Here is a 19,754-nt window from a genome sequence, read left to right on the forward strand (position 1 = left end):
CACTTAACCTGTTACCAATGCTACGTTATGCCCTCAAACGCCTTCTCTCGCTGATCCTGAGTCTGGCCGTTGCCTCGGTCGTCATCTTCGCGGTGATCGAGGTCGCGCCCGGCGATCCGGCGTCTTTTATGCTGGGCGTGAATGCGCAGCCCGATACGTTGGCTGCATTGCGGGCAGAGCTAGGCCTCGATGTCTCAAAGATCGAGCGGTATTTCAATTGGGTCGGCGGGATGTTGGTCGGTGATTTCGGCACCTCCTACACCTATCGCACGCCCGTATCGCAGATGATTGCCGATCGGTTGTGGGTGTCCCTGCCGCTCGCGCTTTATGCGCTGACGCTATCCACGTTAATTGCTTGTCCGGCTGGTATCTACGCCGCTGCGCGACGCGGCAAACCGGGTGATGTGGCCGTGATGGGCGCGACCCAGCTTGGTATCGCTGTACCGAACTTCTGGTTTGCCATGATGCTGGTTTTGGTTTTTGCTATCAATCTGCGCTGGTTCAACGCTGGAGGGTTCGCGGGCTGGAAAAACGGCGTGTGGGTGGGCCTGCACTCTTTGACTTTGCCTGCCGTCGCTTTGGCTTTACCGCAGGCAGCTATTCTTGCACGGGTTATGCGATCAGCGCTTTTGGACATTCTGGTCGAGGATTTCATGCGCACCGCTCGCGCCAAAGGCCTTTCGCGGCGACAGGCGTTGTGGCGACATGGTGTACGGAACGCTCTGATCCCGGTGCTGACAATCATCGGGCTCCAATTTTCCTTCCTGCTGGCCGGCTCGATCATCATCGAGCAGGTATTTTATCTGCCCGGCCTCGGGCGGCTGGTGTTTCAAGCGATCTCGGCGCGTGATCTGATCGTGGTGGAATCGGTTGTCATGCTGCTGGTCTTCGCCGTTATCATGGTGAACTTTCTGGTCGATCTGGCCTATGCCGCCGTCGATCCAAGGCTTAGGAGCAGGACATGAGCCGCAACCTGATCCTTGGTGCTGCACTGTCTTCGCTGGTACTTCTGGCGGCGCTCGTGTCGTATGTCTGGACGCCATATGACCACGCCGCGTTGGACATCCCGGCCAAGTTGCAGCCTCCAAACGCGCAACACTGGTTTGGCACGGATCATTTCGGGCGCGACATGTTCTCGATGATCATGGTCGGCGCGCGCACATCGATTGCGGTGGCGTTGGTGGCCGTCGGGATCGGAATGGCGTTGGGCGTGCCCTTGGGCCTGACTGCCGCCGCGCGCAAAGGATCGTGGCTGGACGAGGTCATCATGCGCGGCAACGATCTGGTCTTTGCCTTCCCGTCTCTGGTCATCGCCATTCTGATCACCGCCGTCTTTGGCGCAGGGGCCATAAATGCGATCATCGCCATCGGTATCTTTAACATCCCTGTCTTCGCCCGCATTACCCGGGGCGCAGCGTTGTCATTGTGGGAGCGCGAGTTCATCCTCGCCGCCCGCGTATCCGGCAAAGGCGCGGCGCGGATATCGGCCGAACATATCCTGCCCAATGTTGCCAATCTGCTGATCGTTCAGGGCACCATCCAGTTCTCGCTGGGCATTCTGGCCGAGGCCGGGCTGTCTTATGTCGGCCTCGGTGCACAACCCCCCACGCCCAGCTGGGGCAGAATGCTGGCCGACGCGCAGACAATGGTCAGTTTTGCCCCGCATTTGGCTCTGATTCCGGGTCTGGCGATTATCGTGACCGTGCTGGGTTTGAACCTGCTTGGAGATGGCTTGCGCGATTGGTTGGACCCTCGGATACGGGTGGCCCGCGCATGAGCCTGCTACAGATCAAGGACCTTTCGCTAACCATTCATGGCACGCCGATCCTGAAACGGATTAGCCTGTCGATAGCGCCGGGGCAGATCGTGGCCGTTACGGGCGAAAGTGGATCGGGCAAATCCATGACCGCCCTTGCCGTAATGCAGTTGCTGCCGAACGGCGCCAAAGCAGATGGGGTGCTGCAACTTGAAGGTCAAAACCTGCTGAGCCAGCCCGAAGCTGAGATGTGCGCCCTACGGGGCGCTGCGATCGGAATGGTGTTCCAAGAGCCAATGACCGCCCTGAACCCGGTGAAAACCATCGGCGATCAGGTGATGGAGACCATCCTGATCCACAAGGCCATGCCCCCCCCACAGGCGCGCGCACGGGCCGAAGAGGTTTTGGCGCGGGTCGGATTGCCCACCGACCGGTTCCCGATGACACGCTTTCCGCACGAGCTGTCGGGTGGACAGCGTCAGCGTGTGGTGATCGCCATGGCGATTGCGCTCCGCCCCCGGCTGCTGATCGCGGACGAACCGACAACGGCGCTGGATGTGACCACGCAGGCGCAAATCCTTGATCTGCTAAAGGGGCTGGTGTCGGAATACGGCATGGGCCTGCTGATGATCACTCATGATCTGGCGGTGGTTGCGGATATGGCAGATGAGATTGTGGTGATGCGGCATGGAGAGGTGGTTGAAACCGGCGCAACCGATCATCTGCTGCTCCATATGCAGCACCCCTATACCCGCATGTTGTTCGAGGCTTCGGGGCATCAGGTCAACCTGCCAGCCTCTCCGGTGCCGCACCCGTTGCTTGAGGTCGAGAACGTGGTGCGGGACTACCGTCTGCCCCGAACGCGCCTGTTCGCCACGCCCGGTCATCACCGGGCGGTCGATCAGGTTAGCTTTACCCTAAACCGGGGGGAGCGTTTGGGGCTGGTTGGAGAGTCTGGCTGCGGAAAATCGACCCTAACACGGGCAATATTGGGCTTGGAGGAAGTACAGCAAGGCCGCATTTCCCTTGAAGGGCAGCCCGTGTTCTCAGGCCACAGACCCAATCTCGCCGTGCGTCGTAAGATGCAGGTTGTGTTCCAGGACCCATATGGCAGCTTCAATCCCCGCCACCGGGTCGCACGACTGATCACTGAACCCTTTCACCTGCTCGATACCCCACTATCCGGATCCGAGCGGCAGGACCGCATCGCCGAGATGCTCACCGCTGTAGGTCTCAGCCCCGATGATGCGGGCAGGTACATTCACGAATTCTCGGGCGGACAGAGGCAGCGGATTGCCATTGCCCGCGCGTTGATCATCCGGCCCGAACTGATCCTGTTTGATGAGGCGGTCTCGGCGCTAGACGTCTCGGTCCGCGCCCGTATTCTCGATCTACTGGCCGAACTTTGCGCGACCTATGACCTGACATACCTGTTCATCAGCCACGATCTGAGCGTGGTGCGGACGATCACCGACCGCGTGTTGGTAATGCAGGCCGGCAAGATCGTTGAGCAAGGTGAAACTGAACAGGTCTTCACCCAGCCTGCACACCCATACACGCGAACACTTATAGATGCGGCCCCGAGCCTGCCTGAGACTGGACAGGGTGCCGCATGAGAAACGCTTATTTAGAGCCTGATTTTGGAGTTTTTAATGACTGACCCCCTCTGGTTCGAGCCCAATCTCTGCCTGATTGGTGGGGAGTGGATAACGCCCGCCTCGGGCCAATCGCTGCCTCTGACGAACCCCTCGGACGGTTCAGAAATCTGTCAGATCGCCCGAGGTAGTGAAGCCGATATCGACGCCGCCGTGCGGGCCGCCCGAGCCGCCTGCGAGGGCGATTGGGGCCGGATGACAGCGCTAGAGCGTGGGCGGATTCTCAGCCGTCTAGGGCAATTGGTTCTGGAACGCGTTGAGGATCTGGCCCAGCTAGAGGCGATGGATGTCGGCAAACCTCTGACCCAGGCGCGGGCAGATGCGATTGCTTTGGCGCGATACTGCGAATTCTACGGGGGTGCAGCGGATAAGGTTATGGGGGAAACCATTCCCTATCTCGATGGCTACACCGTTTATACACTACGCGAGCCGCATGGCGTGACCGGCCATATCGTGCCATGGAACTATCCGATGCAGATCATCGGCCGTTCGGTCGGCGCTGCGCTGGCGATGGGCAATGTCTGTGTGCTGAAACCTGCAGAAGAGGCGTGCCTGACCGCCTTGGCATTTGCTCATCTGGCGCTTGAGGCTGGATTACCGCCCGGAGCTTTGAACGTAGTGCCCGGATTGGGGGCCGAAGCAGGCGCGGCATTGTCGGCGCATCCAGACGTCGACCACATCTCATTCACTGGCTCGGTGGCCACGGGTGCATTAGTGCAGCAAGCGGCAGGTCGAAACGTTGTTCCTGTCACGCTGGAACTGGGCGGCAAGTCCCCGCAACTTGTATTTGACGATGCCGATCTGGATGCGGCGCTGCCGTTTCTGGTGAATGCGGGGATTCAGAATGCAGGCCAGACCTGCTCAGCCTCGTCTCGGATTCTGGCGCAGCGGGGTATCTACGAAGATGTCAAAGCCCGCATGGCAGAAGCTTACAGCCAACTAACGGTGGGCCCCGCGATGAAAGACCTGCGCGTCGGGCCGTTGATCTCGGAACGACAGAAACAGATCGTCACCCGCTTTCTGGAGAAAGGCGCAGATTTGGTCATTGCCGGACAGGGGCAAATCGTAGAAAACGCCCCTGAAAGTGGCGCCTATGTTCAGCCCACACTCTTTGCCGATGTCCCGCCTGATCACGTATTGGCGCAGGACGAAATCTTTGGTCCCGTGCAGGTATTGATCCCGATTGATACTGAAGAACAGGCTCTAACCATAGCCAATTCCACCGATTACGGCCTTGTCGCCAGCGTCTGGACCCGGGATGGTGCCCGCCAGATGCGACTGGCCAAAGGGCTACGGTCTGGGCAGGTATTCATCAATAACTACGGCGCAGGCGGCGGTGTTGAGCTGCCCTTTGGAGGTGTCGGGAAATCCGGCCACGGCCGCGAAAAAGGGTTCGAGGCGCTCTATGGGTTCTCTCAACTAAAAACGGTCGCCGCTTATCACGGCTAAACGATGACTTCGATCGCCTCTTGAGCGCCCACACCAAACACACGCTTGTACCGCTCGATCTGATCGGCAGGTCCCATGGCCTTTTCCGGGTTGTCTGATAGTTTAACTGTCGGGCGACCACTGGCCGAGACCGCCTTGCACACCAAAGAGAACGGCGCCAGCGCGTCATTCGGCACCAGCCCCCTGAAATCATTGGTCAACAACGTCCCCCAGCCGAAGGAAACATTGGTCCTGTCTGCGAACTTTGCATGTAGTTCGCGGATTTTGTCGACATCCAATCCATCCGAAAAAATGACGCGCTTTTGCTTTGGGTCCTCACCGCGTGAAATCCACCAGTCTATTGCGATTTCGGCCCCGGCGGCAGGGTCCCCGCTGTCAATGCGGATGCCGGTCCAGCCCGCCAGCCAATCGGGCGCGCGTTCTAGGAAGCCCTTGGTGCCGTATGTGTCGGGCAGGACGATGCGCAGATTGCCGTCATGTTCTTCGTGCCAATCGCTGAGAACATCATACGGGGCCTGCGCCAATTCGGTGTCGTTTTCAGCCAGTGCAGAATAGACCATCGGCAGCTCATGTGCGTTGGTGCCGATCGCCTCAACCTCGCGTCGCATGGCAATCAGACAGTTTGACGTACCGGTAAACGAAGGCCCCAGTCCTTCGATCATCGCCTGTACGCACCAATCCTGCCACAGGAACGAATGCCTGCGCCGGGTGCCGAAATCCGCAATCCCTAACCCCTCGATAGTGCGAAGCTCGGCGATCTTTTCCCAAACCCGCGTCATCGCGCGCGCATAAAGCACCTGCAGCTCGAACCGCCGCATATCGTTCAGCACGGCGCGGGACCGCAACTCCATAAGAACGGCCAGCGCAGGGATTTCCCACAACATGACCTCGTGCCACTTGCCCTCGAAGGTCAGCTCGTATTGGTCACCTTTTCGTTCCAGATGATAGGGCGGCAGGCGCAAATCTTCGAACCATTCCATGAAATCCGGGCGGAACATCTGGCGTTTGCCATAGAATGTATTTCCGCGCAGCCAGGTGCTTTCGCCCCGGCTGAGGCTAAGCGAGCGGATGTGATCCAACTGCTCGCGCAGTTCGCCTTCGTCGATCAAACGGGCCAATGGCACGTGATTCGAGCGGTTGATCAACGAGAATACGACATCGGTTTGAGGCTTATTTCGAAACACTGACTGGCACATCAGCAGTTTGTAGAAGTCTGTGTCGATTAATGACCGCACAATTGGGTCAATCTTCCATTTGTGATTGTAGACCCGCGTCGCGATATCGACCATGGGGACCTCCTGCAATTTCCGTTGTTAGATCAATCGGAGCACGAAATGGCAAGAGTCGCGGGATTGGGAACAATGCCTACGACAGAACACATTACGGGCTTATTGTGGGTTTCCTTCACGCTTTAGTGAGGGGTGGGGATGGAAATGAAGGTTGAATTTTGTGAATGAGTCTCGAGTACGATTTTGACATAGTTGCCATAGCTCCGGATGAGGTTGATCCCGAGCATGGTCATACAGCGATAACAGGACGGCCCCCAGTGCGGGCGCAGTTCAGGGATATCAAGACAGCGGACGCCTTGCGCGCTGCGTCACCCAAGATTCGTAGGATTTTTTTGGAATCCGGCTTTAGCTTGGATGGAGCAGAAGGACATTTGGAGCGCGGTTATTACCGGCCGGAGGATACCCACGATCGCATTGCGATCCTGAAGCGTCTTTTTGCAAATGTGCGAAACATTGGTGTCCAGGGTGAGTACAGTGGGGAATTCGATTTCCATCACTTTCTGGCCCATATCAGAGATGCCAAACCAGGTTCCAAAAAACGGTCAACTCCAGAGTGGCCATTGCAACCTCAGCGCCCAACGTCCGAGCGACCGGGGCGTCGCACTGCAACGGGCCGAATTGGGTTCGCGCTGGGGCTGGCTGTTATCCTGTTTGTGCTGTTCAGGCTGCTGGCCGAACACGGTGCCACTCTGGGATAATCAGTCCAGTCGGACGCCCGCATCGTGCATGGCCTGCTCTGCGGCGGCCAAAGATCCGTCCATATCGATGGCGCGGCACAATCCGGTTTTGACCGTGACCTCAAAGCCAAGCCGCGCCGCATCAACGGCCGAATAATGTACGCAGAAATCCGTCGCCAGCCCAACCATGGTCAGCTGCGTGATCCCACGCGTCTCAAGATAACCCTTTAAACCGGTAGGTGTGGATTGATCATTCTCGAAGAAAGCGGAGTAGCTGTCGATGGCGCTGCGAAAGCCTTTGCGGAGGATAAGATCGCCATCGGTACGCAAATCAGGATGAAATGCGGCCCCGTTGCTGCCCTGCACACAATGATCTGGCCACAACACCTGTGCGCCGTAGGGCATGTCGATTAACTCGAACGGGGATTTGCCCGGGTGTGAGCTTGCGAATGAGGAATGGCCTGCAGGATGCCAGTCTTGCGTCAGGATCACTGCGTCGAATCCATCCATGATCGTGTTGATCGGAGCAACGATTTCATCCCCTCCTTCGACGGCAAGCGCGCCTCCGGGGCAGAAATCATTCTGAACATCGATAACGATCAGCGCGTGGGCCATGTCGGTCTCCTTCTCTTACGATATCGGTATGGCGCGCAGCGGGTGTCGTCAATGCAGTCTCTTGTGTGTTTTCACCAAGGGCATTAGATCGCGCACATGTACACTATTGCTGCTCTCTATCATTTCACGCGTTTCTCTGACCCTGATGCGTTGCGCCCGGCCTTGCAAGAGCTTTGCCGTGCTCAATCGGTCAAGGGGACCCTTCTGTTGGCGCAGGAGGGGATCAACGGAACCATAGCAGGCCCCAGAGAGGGGATCGATGCGGTGTTGGCGCATATTCGGGCCTTGCCGGGATGCGCTGATTTGGAGTGGAAAGAGGCGAAGTCAGACCATCCGCCCTTTGGCAAGATGAAGGTCCGATTGAAGAAAGAGATCGTCACCATGGGTCAGCCCGATGTCGATCCGCGCGCCAATGTTGGCAACTATGTCGAACCAGAGGACTGGAATGATCTGATCCGCTCGGACGATGTGGTGCTGATCGACACGCGCAATGATTACGAGGTGGCGATCGGCACATTTGAGGGTGCAATCGATCCTAACACGGCAAGTTTCCGCGATTTCCCAGCCTGGTGGGAAGAAAACAAGGAGCGGTTTCACAACAAGCGTGTGGCTATGTTCTGTACCGGAGGCATACGTTGTGAGAAATCCACCAACTACCTGCTGGGGCAAGGGGTTGAGGATGTCTATCATCTGAAAGGCGGTATCTTGCGATATCTCGAAGAAATGCCGCCTGAAGACAGCAGCTGGCAGGGTGAGTGCTTTGTCTTCGACAACCGTGTCTCAGTGGGGCATGGACTGGTCGAAGGCCCACATAAGCTGTGCCACGGGTGCCGCCGTCCCATCCTGCCCGAAGATGTGAAACGCCCCGAGTACGAGCATGGTGTGTCCTGCCACCGATGTGTTGATGAGACCTCCGAACAGGACAAGGCGCGATTCCGCGAGCGGCAGAAACAGATCCAACTGGCCCGCGCACGGGGTGAAGAGCATCTGGGGTCCGACTGATTTCAGCTTGCAGGTCGCACTGGAAATCGGATGATGAAGCTCAGGCCTGACAGACGGAGCGCCCATGACCCATGAACCCAGAACTCTGGAAGAATGGAAATCCACCCTGCTGGCGGCGCTTGGGCTGGTTCTGGCCAGTTTCCTTGCTTGGTATGGCCTGTCGCGTCTGAATGAGACGGCAGCAGGTGATACGATCGGGACGATTGCATCGATTGGTCTGGTCGTCTGGATGGTGTCGCAATCCTATTACTACCTGACCCAGGTGAAATCCCCGCGCAGAATTCTGTTCCTGATGGGGGTGTCCTTCATTCAGGTCGTGCCCTTCCTGTTTGCCGCCGTTTACGGGGCCTTCGGGTACGCGGATCGCTGTGTTGTGGGTGCCAAAGGGCCCGCAGATATCCTGTATTTCTCATATGTCACCTTCACTACGGTTGGGTATGGCGACATGTCCCCGATTGGTCTGTGTCGCGGGCTGGCCGTGGCCGAGGCAGTGACGGGCTATATTCTGTTGGGCATGTTCGTTGCCGCTGCCGTTGCGCTTTATTCACGCAACCACAGCAAGTAGAGCGACCTATTTGTTCTGATCGATCCAGCGCGACATCATCTGCTTGTCGCGGAAACACTCGGACGGGATCGGGCGGCGTTTGCTGCGCGAGATACGCTCGGCAAAGGCAACCTGCTTTCCGGTCGGATAGTTTGCAAACGGCGACGGGTCATGCGGTTTATGCGCCGATATCCAATCTGACAGGGATTTACGATCGCGCTGCGCTTCGACCGGAATCTCAAGTGCTGATTGCCGCGCGATAGCTCGGGCAAAGCGCATCTGCCGGTCTGTCACGGGCAATAGGTGATAATCATTTGACGGGCCGCCAAGGGCGGAATTTCGCATGTTCTGGGCCATCGGGTAATCCTCTGACTATGTAGAACATAAATAGAACATTAACCTTCTAATTCAAGAGTTGGCTGTTAAATCTCGGCGAGAACATGCCAGTCCTGTAGTTTATTGACTGATCAGTTAATAATATATAACCGAGTCCGCGACGCATAAGATTCCCTTGTTCCAGAGGGATCGAACAAAAAGGGAATCGGCATGAAGTTTCAGCCCAAGGCCAGCCATTTCATCAACGGTGAGTATGTCGAAGACACAAATGGTGAACCCATCGATGTCATCTATCCAGCCACCGGCGAAGTCATCGCGCGGCTGCATTCTGCGACGCCTGAGATCCTGGAACAGGCTCTAAACAGTGCAAAATCGGCCCAAGCAGATTGGGCTGCCATGTCAGGCACCGAACGGGGCAGGGTGTTACGGCGTGCTGCCGACATCATGCGGGATCGCAATCGTGACCTATCGATCCTGGAAACTCATGACACGGGGAAGCCTCTGCAAGAGACATTGGTGGCTGACGCGACCAGTGGTGCCGATGCGCTGGAGTATTTTGGCGGTCTGGCCGGGTCGTTGACCGGTGAACACATACCGTTGGGTGCCGGAGATTTCGTGTATACCATTCGCGAGGCTTTGGGTGTCTGCGTTGGTATTGGGGCTTGGAACTATCCGACACAGATCGCGTGCTGGAAAGGCGCCCCAGCGCTGGCTTGCGGAAACACAATGGTTTTCAAACCGTCCGAAACGACGCCTTTATCCGCATTGCAGGTGGCCGAGATTCTGGTCGAGGCGGGCGCACCCAAAGGGGTCTACAACGTTGTGCAAGGCTACGGTGATGTCGGGGCCAAATTGGTCACCGACCCGCGCGTTGCCAAAGTCTCTCTGACCGGGTCGGTCCCGACTGGGCGCAAAGTCTATTCGGCGGCGGCTGACGGCATGAAACACGTCACCATGGAATTGGGCGGCAAGTCCCCGATGATCGTGTTTGACGACGCAGATATCGAGAACGCCGTATCCGGCGCGATCCTGGGCAATTTCTATTCCTCTGGGCAGGTCTGTTCCAACGGTACCCGTGTGTTTGTGCAAAAAGGAATAAAGGAAGCATTCCTTACGCGCCTGACCGAACGCCTTGCCACTGCAAAAATTGGTGATCCGCTTGATGAAGAGGTCAACTTTGGCCCGATGGTCAGCGAAAACCAGATGAATATCGCCCTAAGCTATGTCGAAAAAGGCAAGGCCGAGGGCGCGCGGTTGGTCTATGGCGGTGAACGGGCTGCGGGCGATGGATTCTATATGCTTCCCACAGTCTTTGCTGACGTCACCGACGAGATGGCAATCGCCCGAGAAGAGATTTTTGGCCCCGTCATGTCAGTTCTTGATTTTGACACCGAAGAAGAGGTGATGGCCCGTGCCAATGACACGGAGTTCGGTCTGGCGGCTGGAGTTTTCACCAATGATCTGACCCGCGCCCATCGCATCGTGGCAGGATTCGAAGCGGGAACTTGTTATATAAACACCTATAATCTCGCCCCCGTCGAAGCGCCGTTCGGCGGGTCCAAGATGTCGGGAGTTGGACGCGAAAACTCGAAATTGGCGATCAATCACTTCAGCGAGATGAAAACAGTGTATGTCTCGATGAATGATGTTGAGGCGCCCTATTGATCAAAACCGATCAAGCAGATTCTGTTTCCGACATTTCGCGTCGGGAACAGAGCATAACCTGACATCCACCTGTGGCTGACTTTCCTGCAAGCGCCAAGACCGCAAACAGGAGTTCACCATGAAAACGCATGCTCAGGCCGTAGTTATTGGGGGCGGTCTTGTTGGCTGCTCGATTTTGTATCATCTGGCCAAACTGGGCTGGCGAGATGTGGTGTTGCTTGAACGCGATGAGTTGACGTCGGGTTCAACCTGGCATGCTGCGGCGAATATCCATGGGCTGCATGACAACAACAACATCACCCGCATCCAGCACTATACAATGAATTTGTACAAAGAGCTTGAGGCCTCGACCGGCCAAGGCTGCGGCGTGTTCCAACCCGGTTCGCTGTATCTGGCGCAAACCGAAGACCGTGAACATCAGCTCCGCCTGCAAGAAGCGAAGGCGCGGTTCTATGGTTTGAACTTCCATGAGATTAGCCGCGAAGAGGCCAAAGAGCTGCACCCTCTGGCGCAGTTCGATGATATTCGCTGCATCATGTACGAACCCGATGGCGGCAACGTCGATCCTTCGGGCGTGACTCATGCCTATGCCGCTGGTGCCCGCGCGATGGGGGCCACGATTGAACGGTTTTGCCCCGTAATAGGGACTGAACAGCAACCAGATGGGTCCTGGATCGTGCGCACCGAAAAAGGTGATATCCACACCCAGTGGGTGGTGAACGCAGGCGGTCTGTGGGGGCGTGAAGTTGCGGCAATGGCCGGGATTGAATTGCCGTTGCAGCCGACTGAGCATCAGTATTTTGTCACAGAAACCATTGACGAGGTCGCCAATCTGGGCCGCCGTCTGCCCTCGATCGCCGACCGGGATGGCGAGTATTACTTCCGTCAGGAAGGCAATGGGCTGCTCATCGGTGCCTATGAAAAGGACATGAAGTTCTGGGCCGAAAACGGCACACCGCTGGATTTTGCGCATGACCTGTTCCCTGACGATCTGGACCGGATCATGGAAAACGTCATCCGCGCAACCGAACGTGTACCCGTTGCCGCCACGGCGGGCGTCAAACGGGTGATCAACGGGCCGATGATCTGGTCGCCCGATAGCAACGCGATCTGGGGCCCGGTGCCCGAGCTGCAAAACTATTTCTGCTGCACCGGCATCATTCCCGGTTTCTCGCAATCGGGCGGGCTGGGCCTATTGTCAGCGCAATGGATGATCGAGGGTGAGCCGCAATACGACATGTTCGCCTGGGATCTGGCCCGGTTCGGTGATTGGGCCGACAAGGCCTTTACCAAGGCGCGGGTCGAAGATGCCTATACCCATCGCTTTGCTATCCATTTCCCCAACGAAGAACGCAGCGCCGGACGCCCGGCCCGGGTGCGCCCCGCCTACGAGGTGCAAAAGGATATGGGCTGTGTTTTTGGCCTGAACTGCGGCTGGGAACATCCCTTGTGGTTCGCGGACCAGCCCGGCGCACAGGAAACTAATGGATTCACACGCCAAAACTGGTGGGAACCCGTGGGCCGCGAAGCGCAGATGCTGCGCGATCATGTCGGTGTCATCGATATCTCTAACTTCGCCAATTATGTGATCAAGGGGCCGGGCGCATACGACTGGCTGGACGCCCTAGTCGCCAACCGGGTCCCAACCGAGGTTGGCCGGTCCTGTCTGACGCCGCTTATCTCGGTGCGTGGTGGTGTGGCAGGTGACTTCACCATCACAAAGGTCGCCGATGAGGAATATATGATGATCGGTTCGGGCATGGCCGAGCGGTATCATCAGCGCTTTTTCAACATGATCGACCTACCCGAAGGCACCACGTTCGAGGTCGCTACCGATCGCATTGCAGGCTTCAACGTGGCCGGGCCCAAAGCGCGCGATCTGCTGCAGCGGCTGACCAACGCAGATCTGTCGAATGAAGCCTTCCGCTTTATGCGTTCACGTCGCATCGAGGTGGCGGGCGTCGCCTGTCTGGCCATCCGCGTCAGCTTTACCGGCGACCTCGGCTGGGAACTGCACTGCGCGGATTCCGATCAAATCAGGCTCTATTCCGCGCTTCTAGAAGCTGCCAAAGACCTGAACGGCGGTCCGGTGGGTGGCCGTGCGTTGGGATCGCTGCGCATCGAAAAGGGCTATGGATCTTGGGGGCGGGAATATTCTCAGGAATACTGGCCGCAAGAGGTTGGCCTGGCCGGTTTGATCAAGCTGGATAAGGACTTCCTGCACAAGGACGCGTATCTAGCAGTTAAAGACAACGCTCCACGCGAAGTTTTGTGTGTCTTTGAGGTCGAAGCCTCAACTGCAGATGCCACCGGAGGTGAGCCAATCTTTACCCCCGATGGGACCCCTGTTGGGCGTGTAACATCTGGCGCATATGGCTATTCGGTCGGCAAATCCCTGGCCCTCGGCTATGCCAACCCAAATGCGGCAAAACCGGGCGACACTGTCGAGATATTCATCCTCGGCGCCCCCCACAAAGCGCGCATCCTCACAGAGCCCCCATTCGATCCAAAGGGGCAGAAACTTAGGGGAGTATCCCCTGCGATAGAGCCTGCACAATGACGAACACATTCGACCGGGTCAGTGATTTTGTCCTAGCCCGTACGGCCGAAGAGATACCTGTATCTGCAAAGGAAACGGCGGCGTTGTTGCTGCTAGACACGCTCGGCGTTCTGATCGCGGCAGGTCCGATGCAGGCGGGGGTTATTGCGCGTGACACTGCGACTTTGCTCTATGCCAGTTCAGACCCCGATTTCAGCGCGCGGATGCTGTTTGATGGCCGCCGTGCCAGTCTGGCCGGTGCAGCCTATGCCACTGCGACACAGACTGACAATCTGGATGCGCATGATGGCTTTAATCCGGTCAAGGGGCATATCGGAGTCGCCGTGGTTCCCGCGCTTGCTGCGCTGGCGGAACGATCGCCCGAGTTAACAGGTTCGGACGCGCTTGCGGCGCTGATCGTTGGGTATGAAATCGCGGGTCGGGCAGGGCTTTCTTTGCATGCTACCGTCACGGATTATCATACATCCGGGGCGTGGAATGCGTTGGGCGTGGCTGCCATGGCGGCGCGCCTGCGCGGTCATTCACCCGAACAGCTCCGCCAGGGGTTAGGGATCGCCGAATTCCATGGGCCGCGCAGCCAGATGATGCGCGAGATCGCGACCCCCACCATGTTGCATGACGGCTCTGGCTGGGGTGCCTTGGTTGGTCTGTCGTCGGCCGTTTTGGCCGAACGCGGATTTACCGGCGCCCCCGCCATCACCATCGAGGCCGCCGAGGTGACACCGCATTGGGTTGATCTGGGCAGTGTTTGGCAGGTCGAGCAGCAATATATCAAACCCTATCCGATCTGCCGTTGGGCCCACGCCGCAATTGATGGCGTTCGGGTGCTGATGCAGCAACATAATTTGTTGCATCAGCAGATCGAACGAATTCGTATCAACAGCTTTCACGAGGCGACCTGTTTGTTTGCGGGCCACCCGGAGACCACGTCACAAGCGCAATACTCCCTGCCATTCGCCGCGGCCGCTCAGGTGGTGCATGGTCGCATTGGGGTTGAACAAATCTCGGGCGCAGGTCTGTCGGATCCCGACGTGGCAAGAGTGATGTCAAAGATTACCGTTTCAGAGAACCCGCGCCATTCGGCCCGGTTCCCTGATGGAAGATGGGCGGATGTGGTGATCGAAACCTCAGATGGATCCGTCTATGACTCTGGCGACCTGAACGCGCGCGGTGGTCCCGAGGACCCGCTGAGTCGTCAAGAGATTATCGACAAGTTCACTGAATTTGCAGCCCCGGTCTTGGGATCATCGCGGGCAGATCAGATCTGCCAACTCATTTTGGAGCTACCTCAGGTGACGTCGCGCTTTTCCGGCTTGGCCGAACTTATCTACGATCCACCTGAAGGCTGACGAAGTAGTTGCCAAATTCTCTTGATTAGACCCGATTAGGGGCAACAGCTCGTCTGCGTGTACCTCGAGTGCAATAGATTGAAAATGAACTATTCCTCTGGGGTTTGGGCCGTTGCATGAGCCTGCACTTTCTCAAGCATTTCAGCGATCTGTTCGCGCGCCATGGCACTGTCTTGCAACAGCGTTGCCGCATCCGATAGCGGCTTGTCCGGCTGCCGCTCAATCGGATTGGTCAGAGACATTCTGATCCGTGTCAGATCGGCGAAGACATTTGTTCCAACGCTTTCCTCGCCGTCCGTACCGGCCAGCCAGGAATAGCGGTCCGCCGCGTCGGTCTCGCCAATTTCCCGAAACGCATGCGCGGTCGCTTCGAAATCCCCAGCCTTTTCAATAGCTTGGGCACGCAGCTCATGCGCACTGTCTGACGCATCTTCCTCGATTTCTAGTAGAGCCTGACGCGGGCGACCGTTCAAAAGCGCAGCGCGTGCTCGAACCTGTGCACGATCAAACTTTTGTCCTCGATCCTGAGGGCGATTTGACAACGCATAGGCCTGCGCAGGAAATCCCAAATCGACCAATCGTTCTGCCATGGGGACGACAGCCCCGAGCGTGAGTGCACTTCGTTGCTTGTCAGTCATTGCCAAAACATGTCGCAGGAAGGTGATGTCATCTGCCCGCTCGGCAAGCAGCTGGTGCACTAGATCACCTGTTCTGTGCCATTCGCGGGATTTTGGAGCGGCCTTAAGTCCATCCATGGCACCAGCAAAATCATTTGACAAAGCCATAGCCAGTGTGTGCGCTTGCGCCATCATTGGGCCAAGATCAGCTTTCCGAAGCTCACGGGCATAGCTTGCGATGAGGTCAAGCTCTTTGGGTGATACCGTCCCCCGATCTGACCAGCGTTTCTCGATCAAGCGGGCCAAGGCCAGTGGTGCCTCGGTTGCGGCGCTGGAATCGGAAACAACTTCGCCTAGCAGCGATTCAGCGGTGTCGGCGTCGCCTTCTGCATCCGCGATTTTGGCTTTCATCAGCGTTATGTCGGCAGGCTTTACTTCGAGCACACGTTCTACTGCGCGCAATACGCGGCGTGATGCTTCGAGTTGGTTCGCGGAAACAAGAATCTCTGCCAAGTCCGGGCCCAAATTCTGCCGAAGATGCTGCGGAAGCCGCCCAAAGCTGCGTTCAATCGCCTTCACATCGGCATCCGAATCCAGTTCTCCGGTGCTTAAAAGCGCCCAGAGCCCGGTGCTTCCCTCGCACCGTTGCAGCCCTTCGAAGGGATTGGGCGTTGGCGTGGGCAAAGTGTCCATAACAGATGCAATGACCGCTAGTCTGTGCTGTTCACTCGTGGATTCCGATTGCAGCGACAGCGCTTGGAGCGCTTCGGCGCCAAATCCGAAATATGTGTAGAGCTTTGCCAGATCCATTGCGAGTGTTTGGTCAAGCCGATCGAATTCCTGAAACAGCCCAATCCGCAAATCTGCCACGCCCTTAGAAAACGGCCCAGTGCCCGACCACGTGTCGAATGCCAATTCGCTATCGGTGATACATTCAGGTTTGGCGTCAATCTGCGGGATTGCCAGATGAGCCAGCCCTGAAACGTCATCGAGAACTGATGACACGCGCAGATTTGATACCGGTTGCCCTGATGATCGCAACGGTCCAAATCCGGTTGAGTGCCTGCGCCCTACGCCTGCAAGATCAAGGTCTATGACTTCTCGATCTGCGCTTTGCAGGATACGCGATATCAGCTGCTGTTCGAAATCTCGCTGATCCAGATCCAACAAAGGTAGCGCCAGTGCGGCGGCTGGAACTTCGGCGAAAGCAGTCTCTACTGCAGATTTTTTCTCAACAGACGTCGATGCAAATGGCGTCGGCGTGTCACTTGCAGGTGGTGGCTTGCCTGGGCCGATATCTATCACCACCATGGTTTGCCGGTGTAGAAATGCCGTGGCCACGCATTCACATCCGAATGTCATGTCCAGTGCGGCTCCCGGTTCGGATTGACCCAGCGATTGAAGCCTGCCGCCCGACAGCCGATTGAAAACCGACGTGGTGTCGAACGCGGCGTTATCTATTGCGACACGAAGTTGAGCACCATTCGGACCTTGATCCAGAGCCCATTCTGTACCTGCAGGCACCTGCACCACCAGACGTGTATATCCATCATGTTCGCCCGAACGCACGCGCAAGCTTTGTGCGGAAACGCCGGTGCCAATGGCAAACAGAACCAATGTTAGTAAGCGGATCATGCTGCGGCCTGTTTGATTTCCTTCAGTGCCTCTTCAAGCTCGGAAAAGCCCGGGCGATTGTGCGTTGGCGTGTTCTGACGGCCCACTTCGATGCACATCGCCGCATTGTGGTTGTGCAGGTTCGCCACCAGAACCTCTTTGATGAGCTGATAAAAATGGTTGTCCTCCTCGACTACGGTTTTGAGCTTGCCCGCGAAGGGCCCGACCAGCCCGTAGGCGAGGAAAACGCCCAGAAATGTGCCAACCAGCGCGCCGCCGATCAGTTTCCCCAGAACTTCCGGAGGCTGGTCGATCGAGCCCATGGTCTTGATCACCCCCAGAACGGCGGCCACAATCCCGAGGGCTGGCAACCCATCCGCAACAGTTTGCAGCGCGTGGCTTGAGTGCATGGCGTGGTGGAAATTGGCCTCCATCCGCTTTTCCAGAACTTCTTCGACCTGATGCGGATCGTCATAATTCATCGCCGCCGACCGCATGGTGTCGCAGATCAGATCCACCGCCTCTTTATCGGCTTGAATTTTGGGGTAACTGGAAAAGAGCGTCGAATTTTCCGGCTCTTCTATGTGTTGCTCAACTTCGATCGGATTTGCACGCGCGATTCTGATCATTGAAAACAGAAGACACAGCAGATCGCGATAATCTTCGGGCTTCCATTTCGGCCCCTTGAACACTTTGGCGATATCCTTGGCGGTATGTTTGATGCCACCCATATCATTGCTGATCAGAAACGCGCCGACGGCGGCCCCTCCGATCATCATCATCTCAAAAGGCAATGATTTCATGATGATGGTCATCTTGCCACCGGCGGCCAGATAGCCACCGAACACCATGACAAATATGACGGCAATTCCGATGATTCCGATCATGAAAGATCTCCGGTGGTGGGGTTGCATTGCTGATCACGCATCGGTTTTATTCCTGCGGTGCACGGGCGTTGCGCCCGGCCATGATCACGCTGATGGTATAGGCAGCTTGGGGACTGAGACCGGCCATCACGTTGGCGGCTGCGTCGGGCGGCATACGGGATAGAAAACCAGCCGCAAATACAGCGTCCATCGTCTCGAACAAAGCGGCGGCATCCTTGGGTTTCATGCTCTGATAAACGTCGGTCAGTTGCGTCAGATCGGTTTCGGCGGCCTTTTCGGCAATCGCCACCGTTTCGCGCAGGGCTTCTTCGGCCTCTTGCAACATGGTCAGACGGGTTTCGATAGCCTCATCCGCGATGTCCAAAGCCCGCTCTCGGTCGATTATTGTATTCTCGCGCCGGTTCAGTTCGTCCTCACGACGCAGCAATTCTGTCAGCAAAACCTGCAGATCGGCTGCGCTGGCCTCTGGATTCTCAGCGCCGTCCAGGGCGGTCATTTCGGGATCAGCCCCGCGGGCCAGAGCTGGACCGGCTTCAAGCCCGATCCGAATGACTGCAGAGCCGACCATCAGCAATGAGATGACCGTCAGAACACCCCCGCGGGTGCGTTGGGCTGGCGGTTTGGTTTTGCTTCGGATCATTACGCCGCTCCGCCTGATGTTGCGGCGTGTCGGAAGAACATGAGCCCTTCGGGTTTTTTTACCGGTGGCGCGGGTGTGTCCTCTGCGGCCTCAGCAGGTGGATCGGATTCTTCCTTGGGCGCCTCGACTGCCGGTGCAGGTGTGTGCTTTGGCGTGTCCGAAATCTCATCCGCCCTGCCTTCATCTGACCGATCAACCGGGTGATCCTCATGCGTTTCGGGTTCTGACGGATCGTCTTGCACAACATCATGCATCGAAGCCATCATCAGCTCCAATCGCTGTGCAACGGTTTCCGCTCGCTCGGTCAATGCCTGCAACGCGACCCCCGAATCGTCAGAAGCCTGGCGCGCGCTATCCAGAGAATTGCGTAATTCCTCGGCCTGAGTGGACAGAACAGAAACCGCACCGCCCACGCCTTTTTCCAGATCGGTAAATCGTTTCAGACGCCGCGAAAGGACGAAACAATACAACCCCGCGCCAAGCGCACCTGCCACCAGCAGAATATCGGCAATCAGCTCCACCTTCGCCTCCTAGTTCAACACAAATTCCATCACCAAAACGTCGCGTACGCGGCCTTCGCCCACGACGATTTCGATGCGTCGCAGCAAGTGCCCGCGTATCCTCATCAAAGCCAAAGAGTCTTCGAGATCGGTTAATTCCACCGCCCGCAGATAGCTGTTCAGAACATCCATGATTCGGGGCTGCATCTTTTCAACTTCGGCGGCATGGCCCGCATTCACCTCAAGCTGTGCATGAAATTTCAGATGACGCGATTCATCTGTTCTGACCGATAGGATCACCGGCGGAAGATCGACAAATTTCACATCGGGAAGGGCTGTTACAGAAATCTCGTCGCCCTTCGCTTCCGTTTCTTTCGCCTTCTCACCAACCCCAATGGGCAACAGGCCGGACGCGGTCACGAAATAGCCCCCCGCACCACCCGCGATGGCCAGAATCAGGCCAACCAACAGGCCCTTTTTTCCTGACTTCTTAGGGGCTTCTGCCTCATCTGCGGTTGCGTCGGTCATGCCATCCTCATCTATTTGTTCGGCAACCGTCATAACCCCTCAGGGACTAACCGATTGTTAAGGGCAATCGT

The 19,754-nt window shown here is 57.2% G+C and carries 18 protein-coding genes; 10 read left to right on the forward strand and 8 right to left on the reverse strand.

Annotated elements, in window-relative coordinates:
- Positions 1-17 precede the first annotated feature (17 nt).
- From ACR0B3_RS15515 to ACR0B3_RS15530, 4 genes are read left to right on the forward strand one after another with little or no spacing between them, the layout of a single operon-like run.
- Positions 18-965: an ABC transporter permease gene (locus ACR0B3_RS15515; protein WP_480809889.1), complete on the forward strand. Its 948-nt coding sequence runs from the start codon at positions 18-20 to the stop codon at positions 963-965.
- Positions 962-1,777, forward strand: a complete 816-nt coding sequence (locus ACR0B3_RS15520; RefSeq protein WP_170684338.1) for an ABC transporter permease — start codon at positions 962-964, stop codon at positions 1,775-1,777. Before ACR0B3_RS15515 ends, ACR0B3_RS15520 begins: the two co-directional genes overlap by 4 nt.
- On the forward strand, positions 1,774-3,372 hold the full coding sequence (locus ACR0B3_RS15525) for an ABC transporter ATP-binding protein (protein ID WP_480809890.1): 1,599 nt from the start codon (positions 1,774-1,776) through the stop codon (positions 3,370-3,372). Before ACR0B3_RS15520 ends, ACR0B3_RS15525 begins: the two co-directional genes overlap by 4 nt.
- Before the next feature lie 36 nt (positions 3,373-3,408).
- Positions 3,409-4,860, forward strand: a complete 1,452-nt coding sequence (locus ACR0B3_RS15530; protein WP_480809891.1) for an aldehyde dehydrogenase family protein — start codon at positions 3,409-3,411, stop codon at positions 4,858-4,860.
- Here ACR0B3_RS15530 and pncB read toward each other — a convergent pair.
- A complete protein-coding gene (gene pncB, locus ACR0B3_RS15535; RefSeq protein ID WP_480809892.1) occupies positions 4,857-6,149 on the reverse strand; it encodes a nicotinate phosphoribosyltransferase in 1,293 nt (430 codons plus the stop codon). The two genes, ACR0B3_RS15530 and pncB, sit on opposite strands and share 4 nt — an antisense overlap.
- A 164-nt stretch (positions 6,150-6,313) precedes the next feature.
- Here pncB and ACR0B3_RS15540 point away from each other — a divergent pair, with 164 nt between their 5' ends.
- Positions 6,314-6,847: a hypothetical protein gene (locus ACR0B3_RS15540; protein ID WP_480809893.1), complete on the forward strand. Its 534-nt coding sequence runs from the start codon at positions 6,314-6,316 to the stop codon at positions 6,845-6,847.
- On the opposite strand, the gene pncA is transcribed toward ACR0B3_RS15540, so the two are convergent.
- Complete coding sequence (gene pncA / locus ACR0B3_RS15545; protein WP_480809894.1) at positions 6,848-7,441, reverse strand: bifunctional nicotinamidase/pyrazinamidase; 594 nt, start codon at positions 7,439-7,441, stop codon at positions 6,848-6,850.
- A gap of 96 nt (positions 7,442-7,537) precedes the next feature.
- On the opposite strand from pncA, the gene trhO reads away from it, so the two are divergent.
- Positions 7,538-8,443: an oxygen-dependent tRNA uridine(34) hydroxylase TrhO gene (trhO, locus tag ACR0B3_RS15550; protein WP_480809895.1), complete on the forward strand. Its 906-nt coding sequence runs from the start codon at positions 7,538-7,540 to the stop codon at positions 8,441-8,443.
- Positions 8,444-8,507: 64 nt separating this feature from the next.
- The gene (locus ACR0B3_RS15555; RefSeq protein ID WP_480809896.1) at positions 8,508-9,008 is read left to right on the forward strand and encodes a potassium channel family protein; all 501 of its coding nucleotides are present in this window, start codon (positions 8,508-8,510) and stop codon (positions 9,006-9,008) included.
- A 6-nt stretch (positions 9,009-9,014) separates the two neighbouring features.
- Here ACR0B3_RS15555 and ACR0B3_RS15560 read toward each other — a convergent pair whose 3' ends face one another.
- Positions 9,015-9,344 carry a hypothetical protein gene (locus tag ACR0B3_RS15560; protein WP_170684330.1) on the reverse strand — a complete coding sequence of 110 codons (330 nt, stop codon included), beginning with the start codon at positions 9,342-9,344 and terminating at the stop codon, positions 9,015-9,017.
- A gap of 189 nt (positions 9,345-9,533) precedes the next feature.
- Here ACR0B3_RS15560 and betB point away from each other — a divergent pair, with 189 nt between their 5' ends.
- The 3 genes from betB (at position 9,534) to ACR0B3_RS15575 (ending at position 14,897) form a co-directional block, all read left to right on the forward strand.
- On the forward strand, positions 9,534-10,988 hold the full coding sequence (gene betB / locus ACR0B3_RS15565) for a betaine-aldehyde dehydrogenase (RefSeq protein WP_480809897.1): 1,455 nt from the start codon (positions 9,534-9,536) through the stop codon (positions 10,986-10,988).
- A gap of 118 nt (positions 10,989-11,106) precedes the next feature.
- The gene (locus ACR0B3_RS15570; RefSeq protein ID WP_480809898.1) at positions 11,107-13,548 is read left to right on the forward strand and encodes a GcvT family protein; all 2,442 of its coding nucleotides are present in this window, start codon (positions 11,107-11,109) and stop codon (positions 13,546-13,548) included.
- Positions 13,545-14,897 (forward strand): MmgE/PrpD family protein, encoded by a 1,353-nt coding sequence (locus tag ACR0B3_RS15575; protein ID WP_480809899.1) that lies wholly within the window; start codon positions 13,545-13,547, stop codon positions 14,895-14,897. The genes ACR0B3_RS15570 and ACR0B3_RS15575 overlap by 4 nt, the downstream gene beginning before the upstream one ends.
- Before the next feature lie 89 nt (positions 14,898-14,986).
- Here ACR0B3_RS15575 and ACR0B3_RS15580 read toward each other — a convergent pair whose 3' ends face one another.
- The 5 genes from ACR0B3_RS15580 to ACR0B3_RS15600 are packed head-to-tail and all read right to left on the reverse strand — an operon-like array spanning position 14,987 to position 19,683.
- On the reverse strand, positions 14,987-17,149 hold the full coding sequence (locus ACR0B3_RS15580; protein WP_480809900.1) for a hypothetical protein: 2,163 nt from the start codon (positions 17,147-17,149) through the stop codon (positions 14,987-14,989).
- Positions 17,146-18,015, reverse strand: a complete 870-nt coding sequence (gene motA / locus ACR0B3_RS15585) for a flagellar motor stator protein MotA (protein WP_480809901.1) — start codon at positions 18,013-18,015, stop codon at positions 17,146-17,148. The genes ACR0B3_RS15580 and motA overlap by 4 nt, the downstream gene beginning before the upstream one ends.
- Positions 18,016-18,061: 46 nt before the next feature.
- A complete protein-coding gene (locus ACR0B3_RS15590; RefSeq protein ID WP_480809902.1) occupies positions 18,062-18,655 on the reverse strand; it encodes a MotE family protein in 594 nt (197 codons plus the stop codon).
- Positions 18,655-19,176 (reverse strand): hypothetical protein, encoded by a 522-nt coding sequence (locus tag ACR0B3_RS15595; protein ID WP_480809903.1) that lies wholly within the window; start codon positions 19,174-19,176, stop codon positions 18,655-18,657. The genes ACR0B3_RS15590 and ACR0B3_RS15595 overlap by 1 nt, the downstream gene beginning before the upstream one ends.
- Before the next feature lie 9 nt (positions 19,177-19,185).
- A complete protein-coding gene (locus tag ACR0B3_RS15600; RefSeq protein WP_480809904.1) occupies positions 19,186-19,683 on the reverse strand; it encodes a flagellar basal body-associated FliL family protein in 498 nt (165 codons plus the stop codon).
- Positions 19,684-19,754: the final 71 nt, after the last annotated feature.

The sequence above is a fragment of the Ruegeria sp. CE9 genome (assembly GCF_056537425.1).